15 protein-coding genes are annotated in these 17,865 nt (G+C 57.5%); 11 read left to right on the forward strand and 4 right to left on the reverse strand.

Annotated features, from left to right (window positions below):
- The 4 genes from VEG30_04140 to VEG30_04155 all read left to right on the forward strand — a co-directional run.
- Window positions 1-418 (forward strand): aldo/keto reductase (locus tag VEG30_04140; protein ID HXZ79095.1); only part of this gene is annotated, 418 nt, incomplete at its 5' end.
- Between the two features lie 292 nt (window positions 419-710).
- Window positions 711-1,085, forward strand: coding sequence for a hypothetical protein (locus VEG30_04145; GenBank protein HXZ79096.1), 375 nt, complete (start codon window positions 711-713; stop codon window positions 1,083-1,085).
- 86 nt (window positions 1,086-1,171) lie between these two features.
- Complete coding sequence (locus VEG30_04150; GenBank protein ID HXZ79097.1) at window positions 1,172-1,327, forward strand: hypothetical protein; 156 nt, start codon at window positions 1,172-1,174, stop codon at window positions 1,325-1,327.
- Window positions 1,328-1,475: 148 nt separating this feature from the next.
- Window positions 1,476-2,207: an MIP/aquaporin family protein gene (locus VEG30_04155; protein ID HXZ79098.1), complete on the forward strand. Its 732-nt coding sequence runs from the start codon at window positions 1,476-1,478 to the stop codon at window positions 2,205-2,207.
- Window positions 2,208-2,254: 47 nt separating this feature from the next.
- Here VEG30_04155 and VEG30_04160 read toward each other — a convergent pair whose 3' ends face one another.
- Window positions 2,255-4,327 carry a TolC family protein gene (locus tag VEG30_04160; protein ID HXZ79099.1) on the reverse strand — a complete coding sequence of 691 codons (2,073 nt, stop codon included), beginning with the start codon at window positions 4,325-4,327 and terminating at the stop codon, window positions 2,255-2,257.
- 351 nt (window positions 4,328-4,678) lie between these two features.
- Between VEG30_04160 and VEG30_04165 the strand changes: the two genes are divergently transcribed.
- Together VEG30_04165 and VEG30_04170 are read left to right on the forward strand one after the other, a co-directional pair.
- Window positions 4,679-6,313 carry a carboxypeptidase-like regulatory domain-containing protein gene (locus VEG30_04165; protein ID HXZ79100.1) on the forward strand — a complete coding sequence of 545 codons (1,635 nt, stop codon included), beginning with the start codon at window positions 4,679-4,681 and terminating at the stop codon, window positions 6,311-6,313.
- Window positions 6,310-7,992: a carboxypeptidase-like regulatory domain-containing protein gene (locus VEG30_04170; protein ID HXZ79101.1), complete on the forward strand. Its 1,683-nt coding sequence runs from the start codon at window positions 6,310-6,312 to the stop codon at window positions 7,990-7,992. Before VEG30_04165 ends, VEG30_04170 begins: the two co-directional genes overlap by 4 nt.
- A gap of 159 nt (window positions 7,993-8,151) precedes the next feature.
- Here VEG30_04170 and VEG30_04175 read toward each other — a convergent pair whose 3' ends face one another.
- The gene (locus VEG30_04175) at window positions 8,152-8,580 is read right to left on the reverse strand and encodes a hypothetical protein (GenBank protein HXZ79102.1); all 429 of its coding nucleotides are present in this window, start codon (window positions 8,578-8,580) and stop codon (window positions 8,152-8,154) included.
- A gap of 379 nt (window positions 8,581-8,959) precedes the next feature.
- Here VEG30_04175 and VEG30_04180 point away from each other — a divergent pair, with 379 nt between their 5' ends.
- The 3 genes from VEG30_04180 to VEG30_04190 all read left to right on the forward strand — a co-directional run bounded on the left by VEG30_04180 (window position 8,960) and on the right by VEG30_04190 (window position 12,553).
- Complete coding sequence (locus VEG30_04180; GenBank protein ID HXZ79103.1) at window positions 8,960-10,924, forward strand: sigma 54-interacting transcriptional regulator; 1,965 nt, start codon at window positions 8,960-8,962, stop codon at window positions 10,922-10,924.
- Between the two features lie 488 nt (window positions 10,925-11,412).
- Window positions 11,413-11,946 (forward strand): BON domain-containing protein, encoded by a 534-nt coding sequence (locus VEG30_04185; protein HXZ79104.1) that lies wholly within the window; start codon window positions 11,413-11,415, stop codon window positions 11,944-11,946.
- A 25-nt stretch (window positions 11,947-11,971) separates the two neighbouring features.
- Window positions 11,972-12,553 carry an elongation factor P gene (locus VEG30_04190; GenBank protein ID HXZ79105.1) on the forward strand — a complete coding sequence of 194 codons (582 nt, stop codon included), beginning with the start codon at window positions 11,972-11,974 and terminating at the stop codon, window positions 12,551-12,553.
- A 71-nt stretch (window positions 12,554-12,624) separates the two neighbouring features.
- Here VEG30_04190 and VEG30_04195 read toward each other — a convergent pair whose 3' ends face one another.
- Window positions 12,625-12,993: a PilZ domain-containing protein gene (locus VEG30_04195; protein HXZ79106.1), complete on the reverse strand. Its 369-nt coding sequence runs from the start codon at window positions 12,991-12,993 to the stop codon at window positions 12,625-12,627.
- 80 nt (window positions 12,994-13,073) lie between these two features.
- Window positions 13,074-14,996, reverse strand: a complete 1,923-nt coding sequence (locus tag VEG30_04200; GenBank protein HXZ79107.1) for a YCF48-related protein — start codon at window positions 14,994-14,996, stop codon at window positions 13,074-13,076.
- Window positions 14,997-15,351: 355 nt separating this feature from the next.
- Between VEG30_04200 and VEG30_04205 the strand changes: the two genes are divergently transcribed.
- The gene (locus VEG30_04205) at window positions 15,352-16,599 is read left to right on the forward strand and encodes an ABC transporter permease (GenBank protein ID HXZ79108.1); all 1,248 of its coding nucleotides are present in this window, start codon (window positions 15,352-15,354) and stop codon (window positions 16,597-16,599) included.
- A 1-nt stretch (window position 16,600) separates the two neighbouring features.
- On the forward strand, window positions 16,601-17,842 hold the full coding sequence (locus VEG30_04210) for an ABC transporter permease (protein HXZ79109.1): 1,242 nt from the start codon (window positions 16,601-16,603) through the stop codon (window positions 17,840-17,842).
- Window positions 17,843-17,865: the final 23 nt, after the last annotated feature.

Raw genomic sequence — 17,865 nt, forward strand, 5'->3', positions numbered from 1 at the left:
AGAGGATGAGATTCTCCCGTATGCGGAGAGGAACAATATCGGAGTGATCGTTTATTCGCCCATGTATTCCGGCCTGTTGAGTGGCGCCATGACGCGAGAGCGGGTGTCGCGATTTGCGGCAGATGACTGGCGCCGCCGCGACCCGAATTTTCAGGAACCTCTCCTGACCCGCAATCTACGTTTGGCGTGCTTGTTGCGCGATATTGGCGGTCGTTACGGCCGCACCGCCGGTGAGGTAGCGATTGCCTGGACATTGCGAAACCGCGCCGTTACGGCTGCGATCGTAGGGGTGCGGAATCCAAAGCAAGTGTCAGGAATTGTGGGAGCAGCAGATTTCCGCCTGACCAGGAAAGAGGTCGAGGAAATTGACGAGGCATTGCAACTGGAATTCGCGGAAGCCAAGTCGGGCTGCGAGTGAGAACGAAAATTTTTCTGCAGCGAACTGTCGATGGGCAGCTGGTTGTGACAACGGGCCGTCGAAGCCTGTCGATTTTTCGACACATGATCGGCAGTGACTGTGCACTGTCTCTGATTAAGGCGTCATATCTGGTTGATTTTCAAGCATCAGTCCAGCGCTCTGATTCACCGCTCTCATTGGCCGTCGGCTTGCAGGGATGAGTGGTGTGGGGTTGTTCCTTCATCAGACAAGCCCCAATTGGGATGGCCAAGGGCATCTAACGAAGTGGAGATCAATGAAAATAGGAGATGGCATGAAAACAAAATTTGCTCAGATAACTGTGCTGCTGACACTGGTCTTTGCGCTGACTGCAGTTTCGATGGCGGCGGGTAAGAATAGCGCGAGCGTGAACATTCCCAACACTGCGAAGGTTGGTGACACACAGCTCAAGCCGGGCGACTACAAAGTAGAGTGGGATGGCACGGGGCCGGACGTTCAGGTCAGCTTCCTGCAAGGCAAGAACACGGTTGCCACGGCACCGGCAAAGCTGGTGCAGCAATCCAACCCGTATTACGGTGCAATTGAAACCACAGGAAACGATGACTCTTCCCGCGTCATCAATGCGATCGATTTAAAGAATCGCTCACTGGTGTTTACCCAGGCAGCGGCACCCAGCGGCGGCCAATGAGCATGTTTTTTGCGTGCGGGGAAGCGTCCGTGGCGCTTCCTCCCGCACCTGATTTTGCCGCGGCATTTTGTTGAAAGGAGATTTCCATGGGCTACCTGGCTCTGCTTAGGATGGTGGGTGTGATAGGGGCTTTGACGGTTCTTTTGAATGTTCGATCGCTCAGCAATGACCGTACTCGCGATGCCATGCGCGAGTCAGCCAGGAACGTTACCGGGCTAGGCGATGAACAGTCACTACTCTGATCTCTCCAGGTTACAGTTGCCAACTCCCCTCCCAGAAATCTGAGAATTCCAAGCTGATCTCAGCCAGCGGCGACCGCAGATTGCGGCGCAGAGGCAAACGTATGCTAGAGTGCGCACTCCGCCATGCCCGCCGGAGGGGGTGACGCCAATGTCTTCACCATTGTTTGGGGAGTTCATGGGAACGCTCGTGCTGATCGTGTTGGGCGACGGAGTCGTGGCCAATGTGCTGTTGAAGCGTTCCAAGGCGGAGGGCTCGGGCTGGATGGTGATCACCAGCGGTTGGGCGTTTGCGGTGATGGCCGGGATCTTCACGGCAGTGGCCTGCGGCAGCAGCGACGCATATCTGAATCCGGCAGTTGCTCTGGGTTTCGCCATCAACTCGGGGAATTTCGGCAAGGTCGTGCCTTACGCGGGAGCGGAGATTCTCGGCGCTTTTGTTGGCGCCACCCTGGTGTGGCTGCATTTTTTTCCGCATTGGCAAGAAACTGCCGATCCAGAATTGAAGCGCGCCTGCTTTTGTACAAGTCCAGCTATCAGGAATCCGGCAACTAATCTCGCCAGTGAAATCATAGGGACGTTTGTGCTGGTCCTGGTGGCAGGAGCGATCTTCTCGAAAGGCGTGGCAGAAACTGGACCTGTCGCTGGTTTGGGACCGTACCTGGTGGCGAGCCTAGTGTGGGGCATCGGTCTGTCGCTGGGTGGCACGACGGGATACGCGATCAATCCCGCGCGAGACCTGGGCCCGAGAATCGCGCATGCTGTCTGGCCCATTGCGAACAAAGGTGATTCCGATTGGGGCTATGCGCTCATTCCTGTTGCAGGACCGCTTATGGGAGGGGTGATCGCGGGAGTCATAATTCGCATGGTTCATTTCTTGTGAAGCGTGCGCTCGACTTTGACATTCCTGGATCACACCTCCCGGCTAGATCACTGGCCCGGCGGCTTGGGCTGGTCCTGAGGCTGAGCCTGCGGTGGCGGCTGCAAGGGAGGGTAGGTCTGCGGCAAGGGTTGAGTCTGCGGAACCTGGGGCGGTGCGGGAGCGGGCATCGGCGCCGGCGCGATCGGCTTGATGGTCGCGTTCTCTGAGGGTACAACGTTGGGCACGTGCGGCAGATGCGTGACTTTACCGCTCTCCGATTCCCCCATATCGATGCCGAGGTGCTCCAGTGTAAGTCCAGTGACCACGTCGAGCTGAACTTTGGACTCTTCGTAAGCAGTCATGGCGTTGACCAGATTGGATTCCGCCGTAGCCAGATTGGTCATGGTCTGCAGCACGTTATAGGTCGTGCTGGTGCCGAACTGCAGCTTCTTTTCTTCCGCCACCAGACTCTGGTACGCGTACTCGCGTCCGCTGATGGCAGCTTCCACCTGCGCCCGGTTTTGTTGCACAGCGAATTGGGCATTGCGAACGTCAATGCCAATCGCATTCTGCAGTTGCTGCAAACGAGCCTGAGCCTGGCGATATTCCAGTTCCGAGCGCACCTGGTCGGCTTGCGCGGCGCGGTTGCGAATGGGAATGTTGACATTGAATCCCACAAAGTAGGTGGGATGATCCGCGACCGAGCTGACTGCGTCCCAAAAGCCGCTGTTGGAGACAGATGCCGGCGGAGTTGTCGCAGAGATAAAGTTGGGATTCTGAAGTCCGCCCAGGCCTGTGCCCCCATAGTTGGCGACGAAATCCACGGCGGGAAACATTGCGTTGCGCGCGGAATTCTTACTGATGGCGCGATTGGTCAAATCGACCCGTGACTGCGCCAGTTCCGGCCGCCGCTGGAGGGCTTCGTTGATCAGATCCTGAATGGGTACTACTTCTTCGCTGGGCGGGAGTTCCATGCGATCGGTAGGGATGACCGGGGCTGCCGCCAGTACCGGATCCGCCGCGTTCCTGGTGATGGCGTTCTTCATCAGGAGTTGCTGCAACTGCAGATTAGTTTGCGAAGCAATCAGCGCCTGCCGGCTGCTCGCTACCTGTGCCTGCGCATTGACGATCTCAATCGCTGCCAACGTCCCCGCCTTCACCTGGCGGCGATTGTTGGTCTCCAGTTCACTTGCCAGCTTCAAAGCGCGCTCTTTGGCTTGCAGGTCCTCGTACGCACTTACCAGGTTCCAGTAGAGGTTCTCGATCTGGGTGACGGTGAAGATCACCTGCTGACGAAAAGCGATGTCGGAGATTTCGCGGTTGTTGCGGGCGATCACGATGAAACGCTTATTAGGGGCCATGCCGAAACCCTGCAGCAAGTGCTGGCGGAACTGAACCAGGAAGTTGGAATTCAACTGCGGTACCAGGAAGGTACGGGTGCTGTTGGTAGTGACGCGTGAATTGTTGAAATTGACGGTTAACAGTGTCCCGCTGGCGAAGCCCTGGGTATAGGTGAAGTTACCGGACCCGGTATTCTGCTGAAAAGAAGGCACGCCAGTGAACACCGTGTTGGACTCTGGGGTATCTGTGTGTTGGATGCCCAGCGCAGCGCTGACCAGGGGATCGAACGAGTCGATGGGCGGTCCCACGCCCAGGGTGGAGGACACGATTCCCGCGGTTCCGGTGCCTGCGCCGCCGGCAGCGGCGGCAGTTCCGCCAGCGCCACCGCCGGTTGCTCCGGCATTGCCGATCGAGCCGACACCTCCGCCAGGAGTGCCGGAAACAATCCCGGTGTTCACACCGCGAACGTTGGCGCCGGAGTGTGCGCGCAGAATATCAGTGTCGGCGATCGGCAGGTTGTAACGGGCGATGACCAAGTCGAGGTTATTCTCCAGAGCGAGGGCAATGGCATCGTTGAGAGAGAGCATCATCTTGCCGTCTTTGAGCACCTGATCGATGCGCGCCGTGTTGGCAAAATTGGGTTCCGGTACGTGCCGTGGCGAGTAGGGCTTGAGCACGTTGGGGAAAATTGGGACTGACTTCGAATAGTCCTGTTGCTGAGCCCAGGCGGGTAAGAAGCATTGAATGGCTAGAGCGATGATCAGCCAATGCCCAGTCATAGAGCGGCGGAAAACATCCATTGCGGTCCTCCGAAAGATTGCCAGTTGTGCCTGCTGTGATGCCGAATGCCAAAGAAGCTGGAGCATGCAGGGAACACTTTTTGCGTCTTAGTTGTCAAAAGCTATATCGAGCTAGTTTCTGGCGACGAACTGGAAGATGACTCCAGCGGGTTCCAGAAAGCGGAATTTTACAAACTTGCAATCAATATGAGTGTTCAGCACTCGTAAAATCGAGGAACTGTCCAACATTTTTCCCTCGCTTCGTGTTTTTGGAGGCCACACTTGCCAGCCGGAAGGGCTTCGAATGGCATTGCACCGCCAGGGAGGGATAGCCTGCGGAGCCGCCCTTCTGGGCTGACTAAAACGGCGCTAATGCTGTTTCTTTTCGTCGCGATGCTGCCGCGTGCTTCCGGGCAAGTGTATTTGGCGGGGGGCCCGGGCGGTCCGCCTGCGGCCAGCTACACGCTCAGCGGGACGGTGATTAACTCCGTCACGGGAGACGGCGTTCCGTATGCATTGGTGCAGGTGATGGATCGAGCGCAGTTGACGGGACCGGAGGGGGAGTTTCGATTTGAGGGGCTTCCGGCAGCCGAGGTAACGCCATACGCCCGCAAACCGGGGTTTTTCAATGCACAAGAACGAGCCGACCGGAGCGGTGGGTCGTGGCGTCAAGACAAGACCGTAAAGTTAGGACCCGACACGCAACCAGTCATTCTCAAGCTGCTCCCCGAGGGGGTCGTTTCCGGGGTTGTTACCGGAACCGACGGGGAGCCAGTGGAAGGCGTGACGCTGGTGCCACATTTTCAGCAAATCATGAATGGGCGGCGGCAGTGGGAGTTCGGGCAGGCGACCACCAGCAATGAAGATGGCGAGTTCCGTATAGCTAACCTTCTGCCGGGAACTTATTTTCTTTCAGCACGGCCACAGCCAAAGCGCGTTGTGCGGGGAAGACAGCCTCGCCAGTCGGATGAGGGTTACGCGCCGGTGTTTTATTCGGCCGCTCCGGATCTGGCATCGGCGACGCCTATTGTGATTCAGCCGGGCGCAAGGGCTGACGTCAGCCTGTCGCTTCAAATCGAACGGACCTTTCGCGTCTCAGGAAGAATTTCCGGTTACGATTTGGGGCAGGGAGTAAGCCTGCAGTTGAAAACTCCGTCGGGAGATGAGGTTCCAATGGACATCAACTTAGATCCCCCTAGCGGCGCGTTCGAAGCCAGCATGGTCCCGGCAGGCAGTTATATCCTTCGGGCGTTCGCCTCGCGTCCTTCCGGCCGGTGGTCTCACGACCCTGGGCAGTCGCTTCTGGCGGAGTTGCCGCTGCAGATCCGAGGAGACGTCAGTAATGTCCACCTGGTGCTTCAGCCTGCCCCGATGATTCCGGTTGTAGTGCGGCAGGAATTCACTAACTCCCAGGAGCGTCCGGAGGGGGTTTCGGCCAAGTTGAGACAAGCTCAGCTGGTGTCGGTCCGGCTCTTGTCTCTGGACCGCCGGAATTCCGACGTGTTCGCGCGTTTTAATGGTCCTCCGGAAACCTCCCCGTTTGTCTTGGCGGATGCTGAGCCGGGGAAATACCGGGTGGAAATCACGCCCAATGGTCCCTGGTATGTGGCCTCGGCGCAGTTTGGAGGAACCGATCTCGCGCATGAAGATTTGGTGATTTATCCGGGGGCATCGCAGCCGCTGGAGGTCGTCGTGCGCGACGATGCCGCATCACTGGATGTGAGTCTGCAGTCTGACGAATCAGAAACCCAGGGGACGGTGCTGATCGTTCCCGACCGTCGTTTAGCTCCTCCGCAGCTCCGTAACGCCCGAATGGGTGATGTTGGCCGATTTGGCGGACTTGCGCCGGGTGATTACCGCGTCTTCGCGTTCGATGACATCAGCGGACTGGAGTACATGAACGCGGACGTCATGCGCGAGTATTTTCCGAAATCTGCGCGGATCACGCTGCAGGCGAACGACCGCGCCAGTGTCCACCTGGAACTGATCCACCGAGGTGAGCCGTGAAGCGGTTCGGTTGTGCCGTCTCTCTGGTCGTTTTTGCCGTCGGAATCTGCGCGGGCCAGCAGAAGCCGGTTCCGGCGCGCCAGTCATTTCAGATCGGCGGCAGAGTCGTGAACGCGATAGGTGGCGATCCGCTGGGGCAGACAGAAGTAACAATCGCGCCGGCTTCGTCTCCCAATGTTTCCCAGAGCGTGCTCAGCGGGAGAGATGGAGGATTCCTGTTTGAGAATCTGGCGCCGGGCAAGTATTCGCTGATGGCGGAACGGCGAGGATTCCGGCGTCAATTTTATGAAGAACATGAAGGCGCATTTTCGACGGCAATCGCGGTTGGGCCTGACCTTGAATCGACAGGCTTGATCTTTCGCCTGCGCCCCGATGGTTCAATTTCAGGTGTCGTGACGGATGAACATGGTGACCCGGTGCGCAACGCTCAGGTGATGCTGTTTCACTCCGGATCAGAGAATGGACATCAGAGCACGCACATCTCCATGCAGAACAACACGGACGACCGAGGCTATTACCATTTCGGCCATCTCACGCCGGGAAAGTTCTTTATCGCGGTTTCGGGTCGTCCCTGGTATGCGCAATTTATCCCACAGCGAGGGATCAGGCGTTGGCGGGACGCTACCGGGGCGATACAAACAAGTGGGGGTGAAGAGCCTGACCCGAACTCCAGTCTCAACGTTGCCTATCCCATCACGTACTACAACAACACGACCGATTCCTCGGCGGCGACGCCAATCGTCCTCAGCCCCGGAGCACGGGTATCAGCAGATATAGCTCTCACGCCAGTGCCGGGCCTTTCTCTGCGAGTACACCAAAGCGCCTCTGATCCTTCGCAGCCTGTTTCGCCCGGCCTCAAACAGATTCTCTTTGATGGGTTCGAAGTTCAGGTGATGACGAACGGAACGAGAGGACTGGGAAATGGCGAGACTGAGATTTCCGGCATTCCTCCTGGGCACTTCGTGATGTCGCTGCAGTCTTTCAATCCGAATGCTCCGCCCACTGTGCGCCAGCGCGAGGTCGATATCTCAAGCAATGCTGAAGTGGATGCGGCGGAGAGTTCGCCATCGGTGAGCGTCAGCGGGACGGTGTCTTTTGAAGGTGATTCACCGCCACAGTTAGTTGTTGGCCTGACAAATCCCAAGCTGACGCAGGGACGGTTTGGCAGCCCGATTTCGCCAAACGGACAAGTGGAATTTCAACCCTTGCCGCCGGGGGTATATGAGATTTTCCTTCCCAACCCTCAGGGATGGTTCTTGAAGAGCTTGACTGCAACTGGCGCCAAGGTGCGGGGCAGGGCCATCGAGATTGGCAGCTCGGAGAATGTCCAACTGGCATTGGTGTTATCAAAGGGCGTGGGCCGCATCGATGGCGTCGTTATGCGTGACGATAAGCCGCAGGGAGGCGTCATGGTGGTGCTGATTCCCCACGATCCGGAGAATCATGGCCCGCTTTTTCGCCGCGATCAGAGCGACAGCGACGGCACCTTTACCCTGGGCTCGGTTGTCCCGGGCAAGTACACCGTATTGGCGATTGAGAACGGTTGGGATCTGGAATGGACCAAGCTTGATGTGGTTCGTCCTTACCTGGACCAGGGAGAGAGCATCCGGGTGGAGGCGAACGGAAAATACAACGTCAAGGTCAAAGTGCAACCACTCCGCGGGGACCGAAGGCAGTAACTCCAGTCCGGGGGAAGGATAGTTTCATGTCGCCCTACGCTGAACGTGAAAAGGCGTTCACATCGGCAGCCTTTGAAGGGAAAGATTTTGAAGAAAAAAGAAAAGACCCGAACGCTAGGTTCGGGTCTTTGATGTCCGGTGCGTCTGGGTTGGGTCCGGTTACCGGATCGCAGACAGGGCCACCGTCATCACTGCATAGCTCGAGCCTTTGCCATTCTTCGCCAGCAGTCCCTTTTCCTCGCGGCTCATGGGGAGCTGGGTTCCGCCATTGTCCATCCAGACCTGGGACAGGAAATAGCGCTCGCCAACCTTGTGGAACACCAGCTTCGATTGCCCAGTAGCGTCATCGTAGAGGGCATGGGTGGTGATTCCGGCGCGGTCATTTTCTTGAGTGTTGGCAACCCACAGGATACCCTGCGACGGCGCGCTTACCACGTAAGGACCAGCCGACAGGTTCTTGTCACCAACGGTGAAATCGAACGGGATATTGGCCTTGGCAGAGTGAGTGATCTGCGCAAACCCGGTCGAAACACTCAACAGGGTCACCAGGCCACAGGCCAGCAGCGTCAGCAGAGTGTGCTTTTTCATAACTCCTCCTCATCCTTTCGGTGGCCGTCGTAGCAGCGGAGGAAGCTCATTCCCGTCTTCCGTCGCTCTCGATCCGGCCCAGGGCCTTCTACCCTGAACGCCCTGAGATAGAGCAGGTGGGTAGCCAAACCCTGAACGCCTGCGCGCCGGCGTTTGGGGGAAAGGCGAAGATCAATCAACAGAATGTCTTAAGGAGTGGGAGACCAATTTTTGACGCGCGGATTGGCTCGGCATTCAAGCCTGAAAAGGCTCGCGAAACGGATAGTGCACTATCTGAGAAGATAGGGAGGGGCCGGTCTGATAGAACTGATTGCGCCCGCGTGGCTGGTTCCCGGTACCATATACAGGCGATCATGAGTGTGCTAAAGGTAGTGCCGCTATGCCGTTGCAGGCCAAATTAATCGGGATTGCCGGACCGGTGTGGAACCAGACATTCACAGTCGATACTGAAGCCAGTCTGGGGCGCGACGCGGAAAACACCATTGCTATTGCCGATCCTCAGATATCCCGCCGGCATTGCAAGATACAGCGCGATAACCAGGATTTCGTTCTTCTCGATCTCAACAGCCATAACGGGACTCTGGTGAATGGGGCGCGGACTCAACGTTGCATTTTGCAGAATGGCGATCAGATCTCAGTCGGGCCTTGTGTGTTTGTCGCTGCCATAGGGGAAGTGGACTCTACGCACAGCCTGCCGGAGGAGTTTGGTCCCAAGCTCCGCGTGCCCAGCGCGGAAGTTGAGATGGACGAGACGTCTGCATTGCAACCGAGCACGATAGCTGCGGTCCGTACATCGCGTGAATTAGGCGCTCTGGTCAAAATCGCGAGCCGCATCAATGCCATCCGCGATCTTGAATCTCTCGAGTGGCAACTGCTGGGAATGATTTTCGACCTGGTACCGGCGGACCGGGGCGCGATCTTGCTGCTTTCCGGCATAGAAGGCGAGTACGAGTCTGTCGTAGCCTGGAACAAAATGCTGGGACCTGCTGAACCGGTCCATGTCAGCCGCACGATCGCGCAGCAGGTGATCCGAAATCATGCCCCGGTGCTCGCCAACAAGATTCTGAACGGCGAATATTCGAAGGTCACCAGCCTCGCGGAAAGGCAAGTGGTTTCAGTCATGTGCGTTCCGCTCATGGTTGGGGAGCGGGTGATGGGGCTGATCTATCTGGACTCCTCCCATCCGGCCGCCGGCTTCGATGACGGTCACCTGGAGCTGCTGAGCGCGATAGCGGGCGTGGCCGCTTTAGCGATCGAGAGTCTGCGGCGAATCGAAACTCTGGAAACTGAAAATCAGCAATTGCGGGAATTGGCGGATCTCGAGCACAACATGATCGGGGACAGCCCGCGCATGCAGGAGGTGTATCGCGCGATCTCAAAGGTCGCCGGCACTGACTCATCGGTGCTGATTTCCGGCGAGAGTGGGACCGGAAAAGAGCTGGCGGCCCGCGCCATCCATCGCAACAGCCCGCGCGCGGATGAGCCCTTTGTGGCCATCAACTGCGCCGCATTGACTGAGACATTGCTGGAGAGCGAATTATTTGGATATGAGAAGGGCGCTTTCACCGGGGCAGTCGCGCAAAAGAAAGGATTGATGGAGGCCGCTCACGACGGCACGGTGTTTCTGGATGAAATTTCCGAGATGGCCCTCGGTCTTCAGGCCAAGCTGTTGCGGGTGTTGCAGGAGCGCGAACTCACAAGAGTCGGAGGAACCAAGCCCATCAAGGTTAATGTACGCCTGATCGCTGCCAGCAATTGCGATCTCGCCGTCGCTGTGGCTGCGGGGAAGTTTCGGCAAGATCTCTTCTATCGCATCAAGGTGATCACCATCAACATGCCGGCTTTGAGGCAGCGCCAGGAAGACCTGCCGCTGTTGGCGGATCACTTCCGCAAGTTGTATGCCGAGAGATGCAAGCGTCAGGTACAGGGAATTTCACGTGAGGCAATAGAAGCGCTGGCGCGGTATTCCTGGCCGGGGAATGTGCGGGAGTTGCAAAACGTGATCGAGCGCGCCGTCGTGCTCGGCTCCACACCGATGATCCTGGCGGAAGACCTTCCGGAGGAGTTGCTGGAGAATGCTCCGGCTACCAGCGGCACTCCTTGCGGCCTTGGTTATCACGAATCCGTCACCCGGCTGAAGAAGGATTTGATCCTTAAAGCGGTAGACAAGGCTGGAGGTAACTTCACAGAAGCTGCGCGGCTGCTAGGCCTGCATCCCAACTATCTCCACCGCCTGATTCGCAATCTGGAACTGAGGCCGCTCCTGGAAAAGATGGAAGAGCGGGAAGCAGGAGCGATGCCGAGACCGGGAGACCAGCTGAGAACCGGCGGAGCACAGCAATGAAGCAAGCGGGGAACACTGCTCCGGTTGGCAGTTCTCGGGTAGAAAGCAAAACGCGAGGTGCTTCGACTCGGACTGGGGCCGGTGTGCCCCGTCCTAGCTCAGGATGACAGGTGAAAATGGGCGTGCGCAATCTCACTGCGCGGGGCCAAGAAAGATCGCAAGAGCCGCTAAGACAAAAGCTGCCACAACAACGAGCACGAAGAGTGGCGCCAGCCAGGCGGAAATCAGTGTCTTAAGTTCCACCATATGCAGCCTCCGGCAGGCAGGATGACGAGGAGACCAGGTGACGATCTTAGCGCGCGTGAATGATTGTAGTGCTTCCAGGCAAATCTGCGCTTCCAAATTCCAAAACTTCACCGCCGCTGAGGTGGAGCAGTATACTTTCTGCCCGCCTGGGGTGGGGAAGCTCGCGCCGCACAGCCCTGGGAGCGGTGCACGGTGTTTCCCAGCGACATTTCGCTATCTCAAGTAACGGAGGACGACGGAAGATGCGATACAGACTGCTTATCGCCGCGGCGCTGCTGGTGATTATTCTTCCTGCTCTGGCACAACAACGCGACGTTTCGCCGAAGGCAGAGGCGCGCATTACGAAAGAGGTCCGACACGAGATCCTGATGCTGCCGTATTTCGGTGTCTTCGATAACATCGCTTACAAAGTTCAAGGTTACAACGTGACGCTCTATGGGCAGGTGAGCCGCCCTACGCTCAAAAGCGACGCGGAAAAGGTAGTAAAGGGGATAGAAGGGGTGGAGAACGTTGATAACCAGATTGAGGTTCTGCCCACATCGCCGAACGATGACAGGTTACGCCGCCAGCTGTTTCGCGCTATCTACTTCTACCCGTCCTTGCAGAAATACGATATGGGGACCATCAAGCCCATCCGTATCATCGTCAAGAATGGCCACGTCAGCCTGGAAGGGGTGGTGGACAACCAGGCGGACAAAAACACTGCCGGAATCCGTGCTAACGGCGTTTCCGGGGTTTTCTCCGTCAAGAACAACCTGGTAGTGGCGCCCTCCTAAAATTTATCCATCTGAGGAGGCCCGTATGATCACGGCATCGCAACTTCGGCCGGGCATGGCAGTGCGCATCGAAGGACAGATCTACGAAGTGCTGGAAAGCGCGGCCAAGGCCGGCGGTGGCCAACTGGGCGGAGTAGTTAAGACGAAGTTGCGCAACCTGATCAGCGGGCGCTTTTGGGATTCTCACTTTCGTCCCGAGGAGCGTTTGGAAGAACTCGAAGTTGATCGCCAGAATATGGAGTTCCTGTACAGCGACGACGAGAACTGCATCTTCATGCATCCCCAATCGTTCGAGCAGGTGGAGGTTCCGCGGCGTGCGCTGGGCGAGGCGCAGAGCTTTCTGCAGGCCGGCACGACCGTCCCTGTGGAGTTCTTCGAGGGACGTCCGATTCGCGTGGTTTTACCCGAGGTGGTGGAAATCCGTATTGCGGATACTGCCGACCCTGTTCACACCGGCCAGGACAATACCTGGAAGGAGGCGAGGCTGGAGAATGGAGTGCAGATTCACGTTCCGCTGTTCATCGCGCGCGGTGAGCTGGTGCGAGTGGATGTGAAGAGCGGGCGATATCTGGAGCGGGTGCGTTTGGAGCGGAAGAAGGGTGCCTGAGCTGCAGTACGAAGTACGAAGTGTGAAGTTTGAAGTAGCAAGAGGTGATCAACGTGTGGACCACCTGGTGATCACACGATGGCGGAGCCAAAACCTTGCAGGGCGGCGCGAATCTGCTCGACTTTCATGCAATCGTCTGGATTTTCCCGCAGAAACTCCACGCCGTAGTTATAGCCACTGCGGTCGCGAATCTCGCAACGTACACGGACCGGTCCGGAATAAGGCGGCGTGAACTCTACCTCCACCACATGGCCATCTTTGAGTTCGACACCGGCAAACATTGCCATCCCACCCTCATTCAGTTCTGTGCCGCGTCCCTCAACGATACGCACTTTCTCATCCGTCTGTACGATCACCCGCAAAGGCACATTGAGTTTGTAACGCGGCCAACGACGTGTGTTGGTAAAACCCGTATGCGCTCCTACCACTTCGGTTGCCATTGCTACGACCTGTTCCTCATCGAAGGCTGAGGGTGGAGCGAGACCGGCGGAGACCGCCGGTCTCTGATTTCCAGCACCAGCTAATTTCCGCCGCCCGACTGCACCGGGCTGGAACCCTGGTACTTGTCGGCGACGTTCACAGAAACAACGCCGTCAAACGAGGTTGCCGCCAGCAAGTGGCCGTTGGACAGGGTTACAGTGCGAATCGGCAAGCCGATCTGCTGGACTTTCTGCCACTTGGTTCCATCGGCAGAGGCGTACACTGCATGAGCCGTGTTGGTTATCGCCAGCACACTGTTGGCATGAGAATCGAAAACCAATGAGGCAATCTTCCCATCAGGGGTTGATGGCACCAAGGCCCAGTCATGCCCAGCTTCTTGGCGGTACACACCTTGCGGGCTGTTGAGCCAGATGGCGCCCTTGGCATCCATGGTCATGCCGCTGACAAACGCCACCAACGGAATGCGCGCCTGCTGCCATTTCGTTCCGTTGTCCTCGGAGACGAACAGCTTGGTGTGGGTGATGGCCGCGATCCTCTCGCCGCTGCGGTGAACCGCAATGAAATCCTCGTGCGGCACACCGGTCTGCAGCATCCAGGTGGCTCCAGAGTTCTGGCTGCGGAAGAGACCCAGTGAGGTCGCCGCGAACCAGTGGTTGCCCTCAAGCGAGACATCCGGGACATGCAGGTTGCCATGCACCAGCGGCACCTTCATCCAGATGTGGCTCTTTTCGCTGAAGTGGAACAAGCCGCCGTTGGTCGCGGCGAACAGGTTGCCTTTGCTGTCCTGACGTACGACGAACACATCGTGGCCGCCCAGGCCGGCGCTCATCTGCGCCCAGTGCGCACCCTCATCCCGTGAAACGAAGATGCCACCGGAATCCTGGCCGTTCAGCAGGCCGGCGTAGATGACGCTGGGATTGTGGTTATCCACCAGAATCGAATTCACCTGGCGATGGGTGAAGCCGTGATTCGCCGGGGTGAAGGTGGCGCCTCCATTGGTGCTGTAGAGCACGCCCAAGCGGTCCGTCGCCAGCAGAACGATTTTCGAATCCGTCGGGCTGACCAGCACGTCGTTGATCACCAGGTTGGCGGAAGAAGAGACCCGCTTCCAGGAGCGGCCGGCATCTACGGTCTTGTAGAGACCTTCGGTAGTGCCGGCATAGACGATCGAAGGATCACTGGGATCCTGTTTCAGCACGCGTGTGCGGCGCGCGGAGAAAGGAATGCCCTGAATCTTCTGAAACTGTTCACCCTCGGCCTCGCTGCGGTAGATACCGGAACAGGCGCTGGCGTAAACCAGGCTGGGCCGTTTCTTGTCGACGACGATCGAGAACACGTCGGAGTCGTCGATCATGCCGCGATTAATCTTGTGCCAGTTGGCTCCGCCATCGTTGGTCTTCCAAGCCAGGTGCCAGGTGCCGGCATAAATGACATCCGGGTTCTTGGGGTCGATGGCAACCGACTGGATGGTCTTGATGTCGGGATGGTTCTCGGGTGAAATTCGCTTCCAGGAATCGCCGCCATTATCGCTGCGGAAAACGTTTTCCAGGGTTCCCGCCACCAGCGTGTTGGGGTCCGATTCGGAGATGGTCAGCGACCGGATGGACTTGCCCTGCATTCCGGGCAGCGAGGTCCAGGTCTTGCCGCCATCCTTGGTGCGGAACAATTCTCCGCTGTTGCGCTCGATGCTCCAGCCCGCCACGTACATGATGCGGGAATCGGCAGGGCTGATCACGATGCTGTCCAAAACGTAGTCGAAGCCGCTGCCCAGATGGGCGAAGTGAGACCAGTTGTGCCCACCGTCTTCGGATACGTAGAGGCGTCCGGAACTGGTGCTGAGAAAGATGCGGTTAGGGTTTTCGGGAACATACGCCAGCCGGCGGACGTCACCACCATCCGGACCCAGAATCCTGGGCTCGGGGTTTTGCCCGGCAGTTACCACGGCAACTGCAAGCAAAACAAACAACAAAAGTTGACTCAGTTTGCACAAACGAAAAGACATGTACCCTCCAGCGGAAAAGTGCTCGGGGGAGGTACCCTGCTAAAGTGCCAGTGGTTGAAGAATTGGGCCAGATTACCTAAGCGGCGGGGGTCATGTCCGTGGGGGCACGTCCGCAGGGATTTGGAGGAGAATTCCCACCGTTAATTGGCAGCATTGGGAAGAACAGGCTATTGCAACGCCTTTCCGCCGAGGCGTGGGCTTCGCTGGTTTGCGGGGAGGCCGTTCCCGAAATCGATCCAAGAGTATTGAAACGCGGAATAAGTGGTTGTTTAAGAATTATGTGCTCAGGCGTCTTCTAGAATAGAGGCAGCGACTCACAGAACAAATTTCGTTCAAAATCCGTAACTAGTTAGCAATGCGAATGCTGGTGGACATCTTCGGGCAGACCCTGCGCACGCTATGGGCGCACAAAATGCGCTCTTTTTTGACGATGTTCGGGATTGCCTGGGGAGTTGGATCGCTGCTGCTGCTGGTCGGCTTAGGAGAGGGTTTTCGCGCCGGACAACGCAAGCAGCTCTCGACCATGGGCCAGAACATCATGTTCATTTTCCCCGGCAGGGTCCCGGCAGCGCCCGGCAGTCACACCGGGATGAGGCCTTACATGTTGACGTTCGATGACTACGTGGCCATCCGCAACGAGGCCAAATACATCCGGGATGTAGCTCCCGTCCTGATGCGGTCGGATATTCGGGTGGTAAGCGATTTCAACAACACCAACGGGCAGGTCACTGGAACCACACCGAACTTTGCCGATATTCGTTATCTGCCGATGGATACGGGACGGTGGTTGAACGAGCTCGACGATCAGCAGAAGAACACGGTTGCGGTCATCGGGGATGAAATGAATCGCAATCTTTTTCCTGGCCGTCCGGCTGTGGGCAGTACCATTCTGCTGAATGGAATCCGTTTTCAGGTTGTGGGCGTGCTGAGTAGTGTCGGAAAAAATGAAAACAACACCACAAACTTCCGAGTGTTCGTTCCCTACCACACCATGCACCAGTATTTTCCGCTGAAGGGAGAGAACAAGGAGAACTCGGTTTCATTCATCAATTTTCGACCACGCACCCGGGATGAGCACGAGTTGGCGAAGATGGAGGTGCGCAAAATCATCGCTCGCCAGCATGGGTTCGACTGGCGTGACGAGCAGGCCTTCGAGGACTGGGACACCATCATGATGGAGCAGATGGTGGGCAAGATCTTCGACGCCATGAACATGTTTCTCGGGGGTGTCGGCCTGGTGACGCTGGCGCTGGGCGCGATCGGAATCATCAACATCATGCTGGTCTCGGTCAGCGAGCGCACCAAAGAGATCGGATTGCGCAAGGCTTTGGGCGCTACCAATCGCGTGATCCTGACCCAGTTCTTTCTGGAAGGAGCTTTTCTGACGTTGCTGAGTGGCGGCATCGGTATTGGTGCCGCGGCAGGAATTATGGGCGCGCTGGGATTGTTACCCGCGCCCGAAGGTTTCGACACCCCCAAACTGGTGGCTTCGTCGGCCATGCTTGCCGTGACGTCGCTTTCTCTGGCCGGCATTGTTGCCGGCCTCTATCCGGCGCGCAAGGCAGCGCTGCTGGAGCCGGTGGAAGCTCTCAGGAAGGATTGACGTGATCAAAGATCTGCTCGGCCAAGCCTACGCTGCGATGCGCTTCAACGCTCGTCGCACCGCTCTTACCATGCTGGGCATGGCCTGGGGGATCGCCACGGTGGTTCTGCTGCTGGCCTACGGGGATGGCTTCGGGCGAGCCATCGACAGTATCTTCAGCAACTGGGGCGCAAAGATCGTCGGCTTCTTCCCCGGCCGAACCTCGCTGCAGGCCGGAGGGTCCAAGGCAGGGGTGCAGGTGCGTCTGACGCTCGACGATGTCGATCGTATTCAGAACAACGTTCCGGTCGTAAAGCACATTTCTCCCATCATGTTCAAGACCTGCACGGTGCAGAACGACACCCGTTCATTCCAGTTCGAGGTGCAGGGAATCTATCCCTCATTGCATCGCATTCTGAACCTCCCGGTGGACGAGGGGCGGCAGATCAATGACGAAGACATTTCGAATCGCGCCCGGGTGGTGGTGATTGGTTCAGAGGCCAAGACTAAGCTGTTCTCCGGTCGATATGCCCTGGGCGAGAAAATTCGTATCGACGGCATCAGTTATCAGATCGTTGGCATTGCGGCGCCGAAAATGCAGGAGGGAAACGACGACGTCAACCGCAAGCTTTATGTCCCCTTCACCACGTTCAGCGACCTGAAGGATATCCGTTATCTCGACGGAATCTGGCTGGACTATGAGGTGATGGACTATGAGAACGTGGAACGCGCGGTGCGCGAAACCCTCTCCTTTTATCACGGCTTCCGCGCCGATGACCGGCGCGCGGTGATGGCTTTCAACGCCATGAAGCAAGTGACGCAATTCCACATCATCACGATGGGTTTGAAGATCCTGCTGGCATTTATTGGTACGATCACTCTGGGAATCGGTGGCATCGGCCTGATGAATATCATGCTGGTTTCGGTGACTCAGCGCACAACCGAAATTGGAGTCGAAAAAGCGCTGGGCGCACGCCGCGGCCACATTCTGTTTCAATTTCTGGCGGAGGCTTTGATCATCACCTTCGCTGGAGGGGTGTTAGGGGTGATCCTTTCCTACGGCGTTTCGTTTGGCATCGGCAGGATCACGCTTTATAGCGCCCTGGCGAAGAACGCCGAGGCAGGCGATATCCGCCTCATCATTAACAGCAGCACGCTGGTGATCGCAACGATAATTCTTGCCCTGGTGGGATTGATCAGCGGAATGTTGCCGGCCATCAAAGCTTCCAATCTGGATCCGATCGAAGCCTTGCGCTACGAGTAGGCGGGAAGCACGTGCACACAGAA

It is taken from the genome of Terriglobales bacterium (assembly GCA_035624455.1).
Classification (GTDB): Bacteria; Acidobacteriota; Terriglobia; order Terriglobales; family Acidobacteriaceae; genus DASPRM01.

What these genes read in the sequence shown, in the direction of transcription:
- VEG30_04205 (HXZ79108.1), top strand. Translation starts at nt 15,352, where the DNA reads ATGCGAATGCTGGTGGACATCTTCGGGCAGACCCTGCGCACGCTATGG.
- VEG30_04155 (HXZ79098.1), top strand. Translation starts at nt 1,476, where the DNA reads ATGTCTTCACCATTGTTTGGGGAGTTCATGGGAACGCTCGTGCTGATC.
- VEG30_04175 (HXZ79102.1), bottom strand. Translation starts at nt 8,580, where the DNA reads ATGAAAAAGCACACTCTGCTGACGCTGCTGGCCTGTGGCCTGGTGACC.
- VEG30_04185 (HXZ79104.1), top strand. Translation starts at nt 11,413, where the DNA reads ATGCGATACAGACTGCTTATCGCCGCGGCGCTGCTGGTGATTATTCTT.
- VEG30_04165 (HXZ79100.1), top strand. Translation starts at nt 4,679, where the DNA reads ATGCTGTTTCTTTTCGTCGCGATGCTGCCGCGTGCTTCCGGGCAAGTG.
- VEG30_04150 (HXZ79097.1), top strand. Translation starts at nt 1,172, where the DNA reads ATGGGCTACCTGGCTCTGCTTAGGATGGTGGGTGTGATAGGGGCTTTG.
- VEG30_04145 (HXZ79096.1), top strand. Translation starts at nt 711, where the DNA reads ATGAAAACAAAATTTGCTCAGATAACTGTGCTGCTGACACTGGTCTTT.
- VEG30_04200 (HXZ79107.1), bottom strand. Translation starts at nt 14,996, where the DNA reads ATGTCTTTTCGTTTGTGCAAACTGAGTCAACTTTTGTTGTTTGTTTTG.
- VEG30_04195 (HXZ79106.1), bottom strand. Translation starts at nt 12,993, where the DNA reads ATGGCAACCGAAGTGGTAGGAGCGCATACGGGTTTTACCAACACACGT.
- VEG30_04190 (HXZ79105.1), top strand. Translation starts at nt 11,972, where the DNA reads ATGATCACGGCATCGCAACTTCGGCCGGGCATGGCAGTGCGCATCGAA.
- VEG30_04160 (HXZ79099.1), bottom strand. Translation starts at nt 4,327, where the DNA reads ATGGATGTTTTCCGCCGCTCTATGACTGGGCATTGGCTGATCATCGCT.
- VEG30_04180 (HXZ79103.1), top strand. Translation starts at nt 8,960, where the DNA reads ATGCCGTTGCAGGCCAAATTAATCGGGATTGCCGGACCGGTGTGGAAC.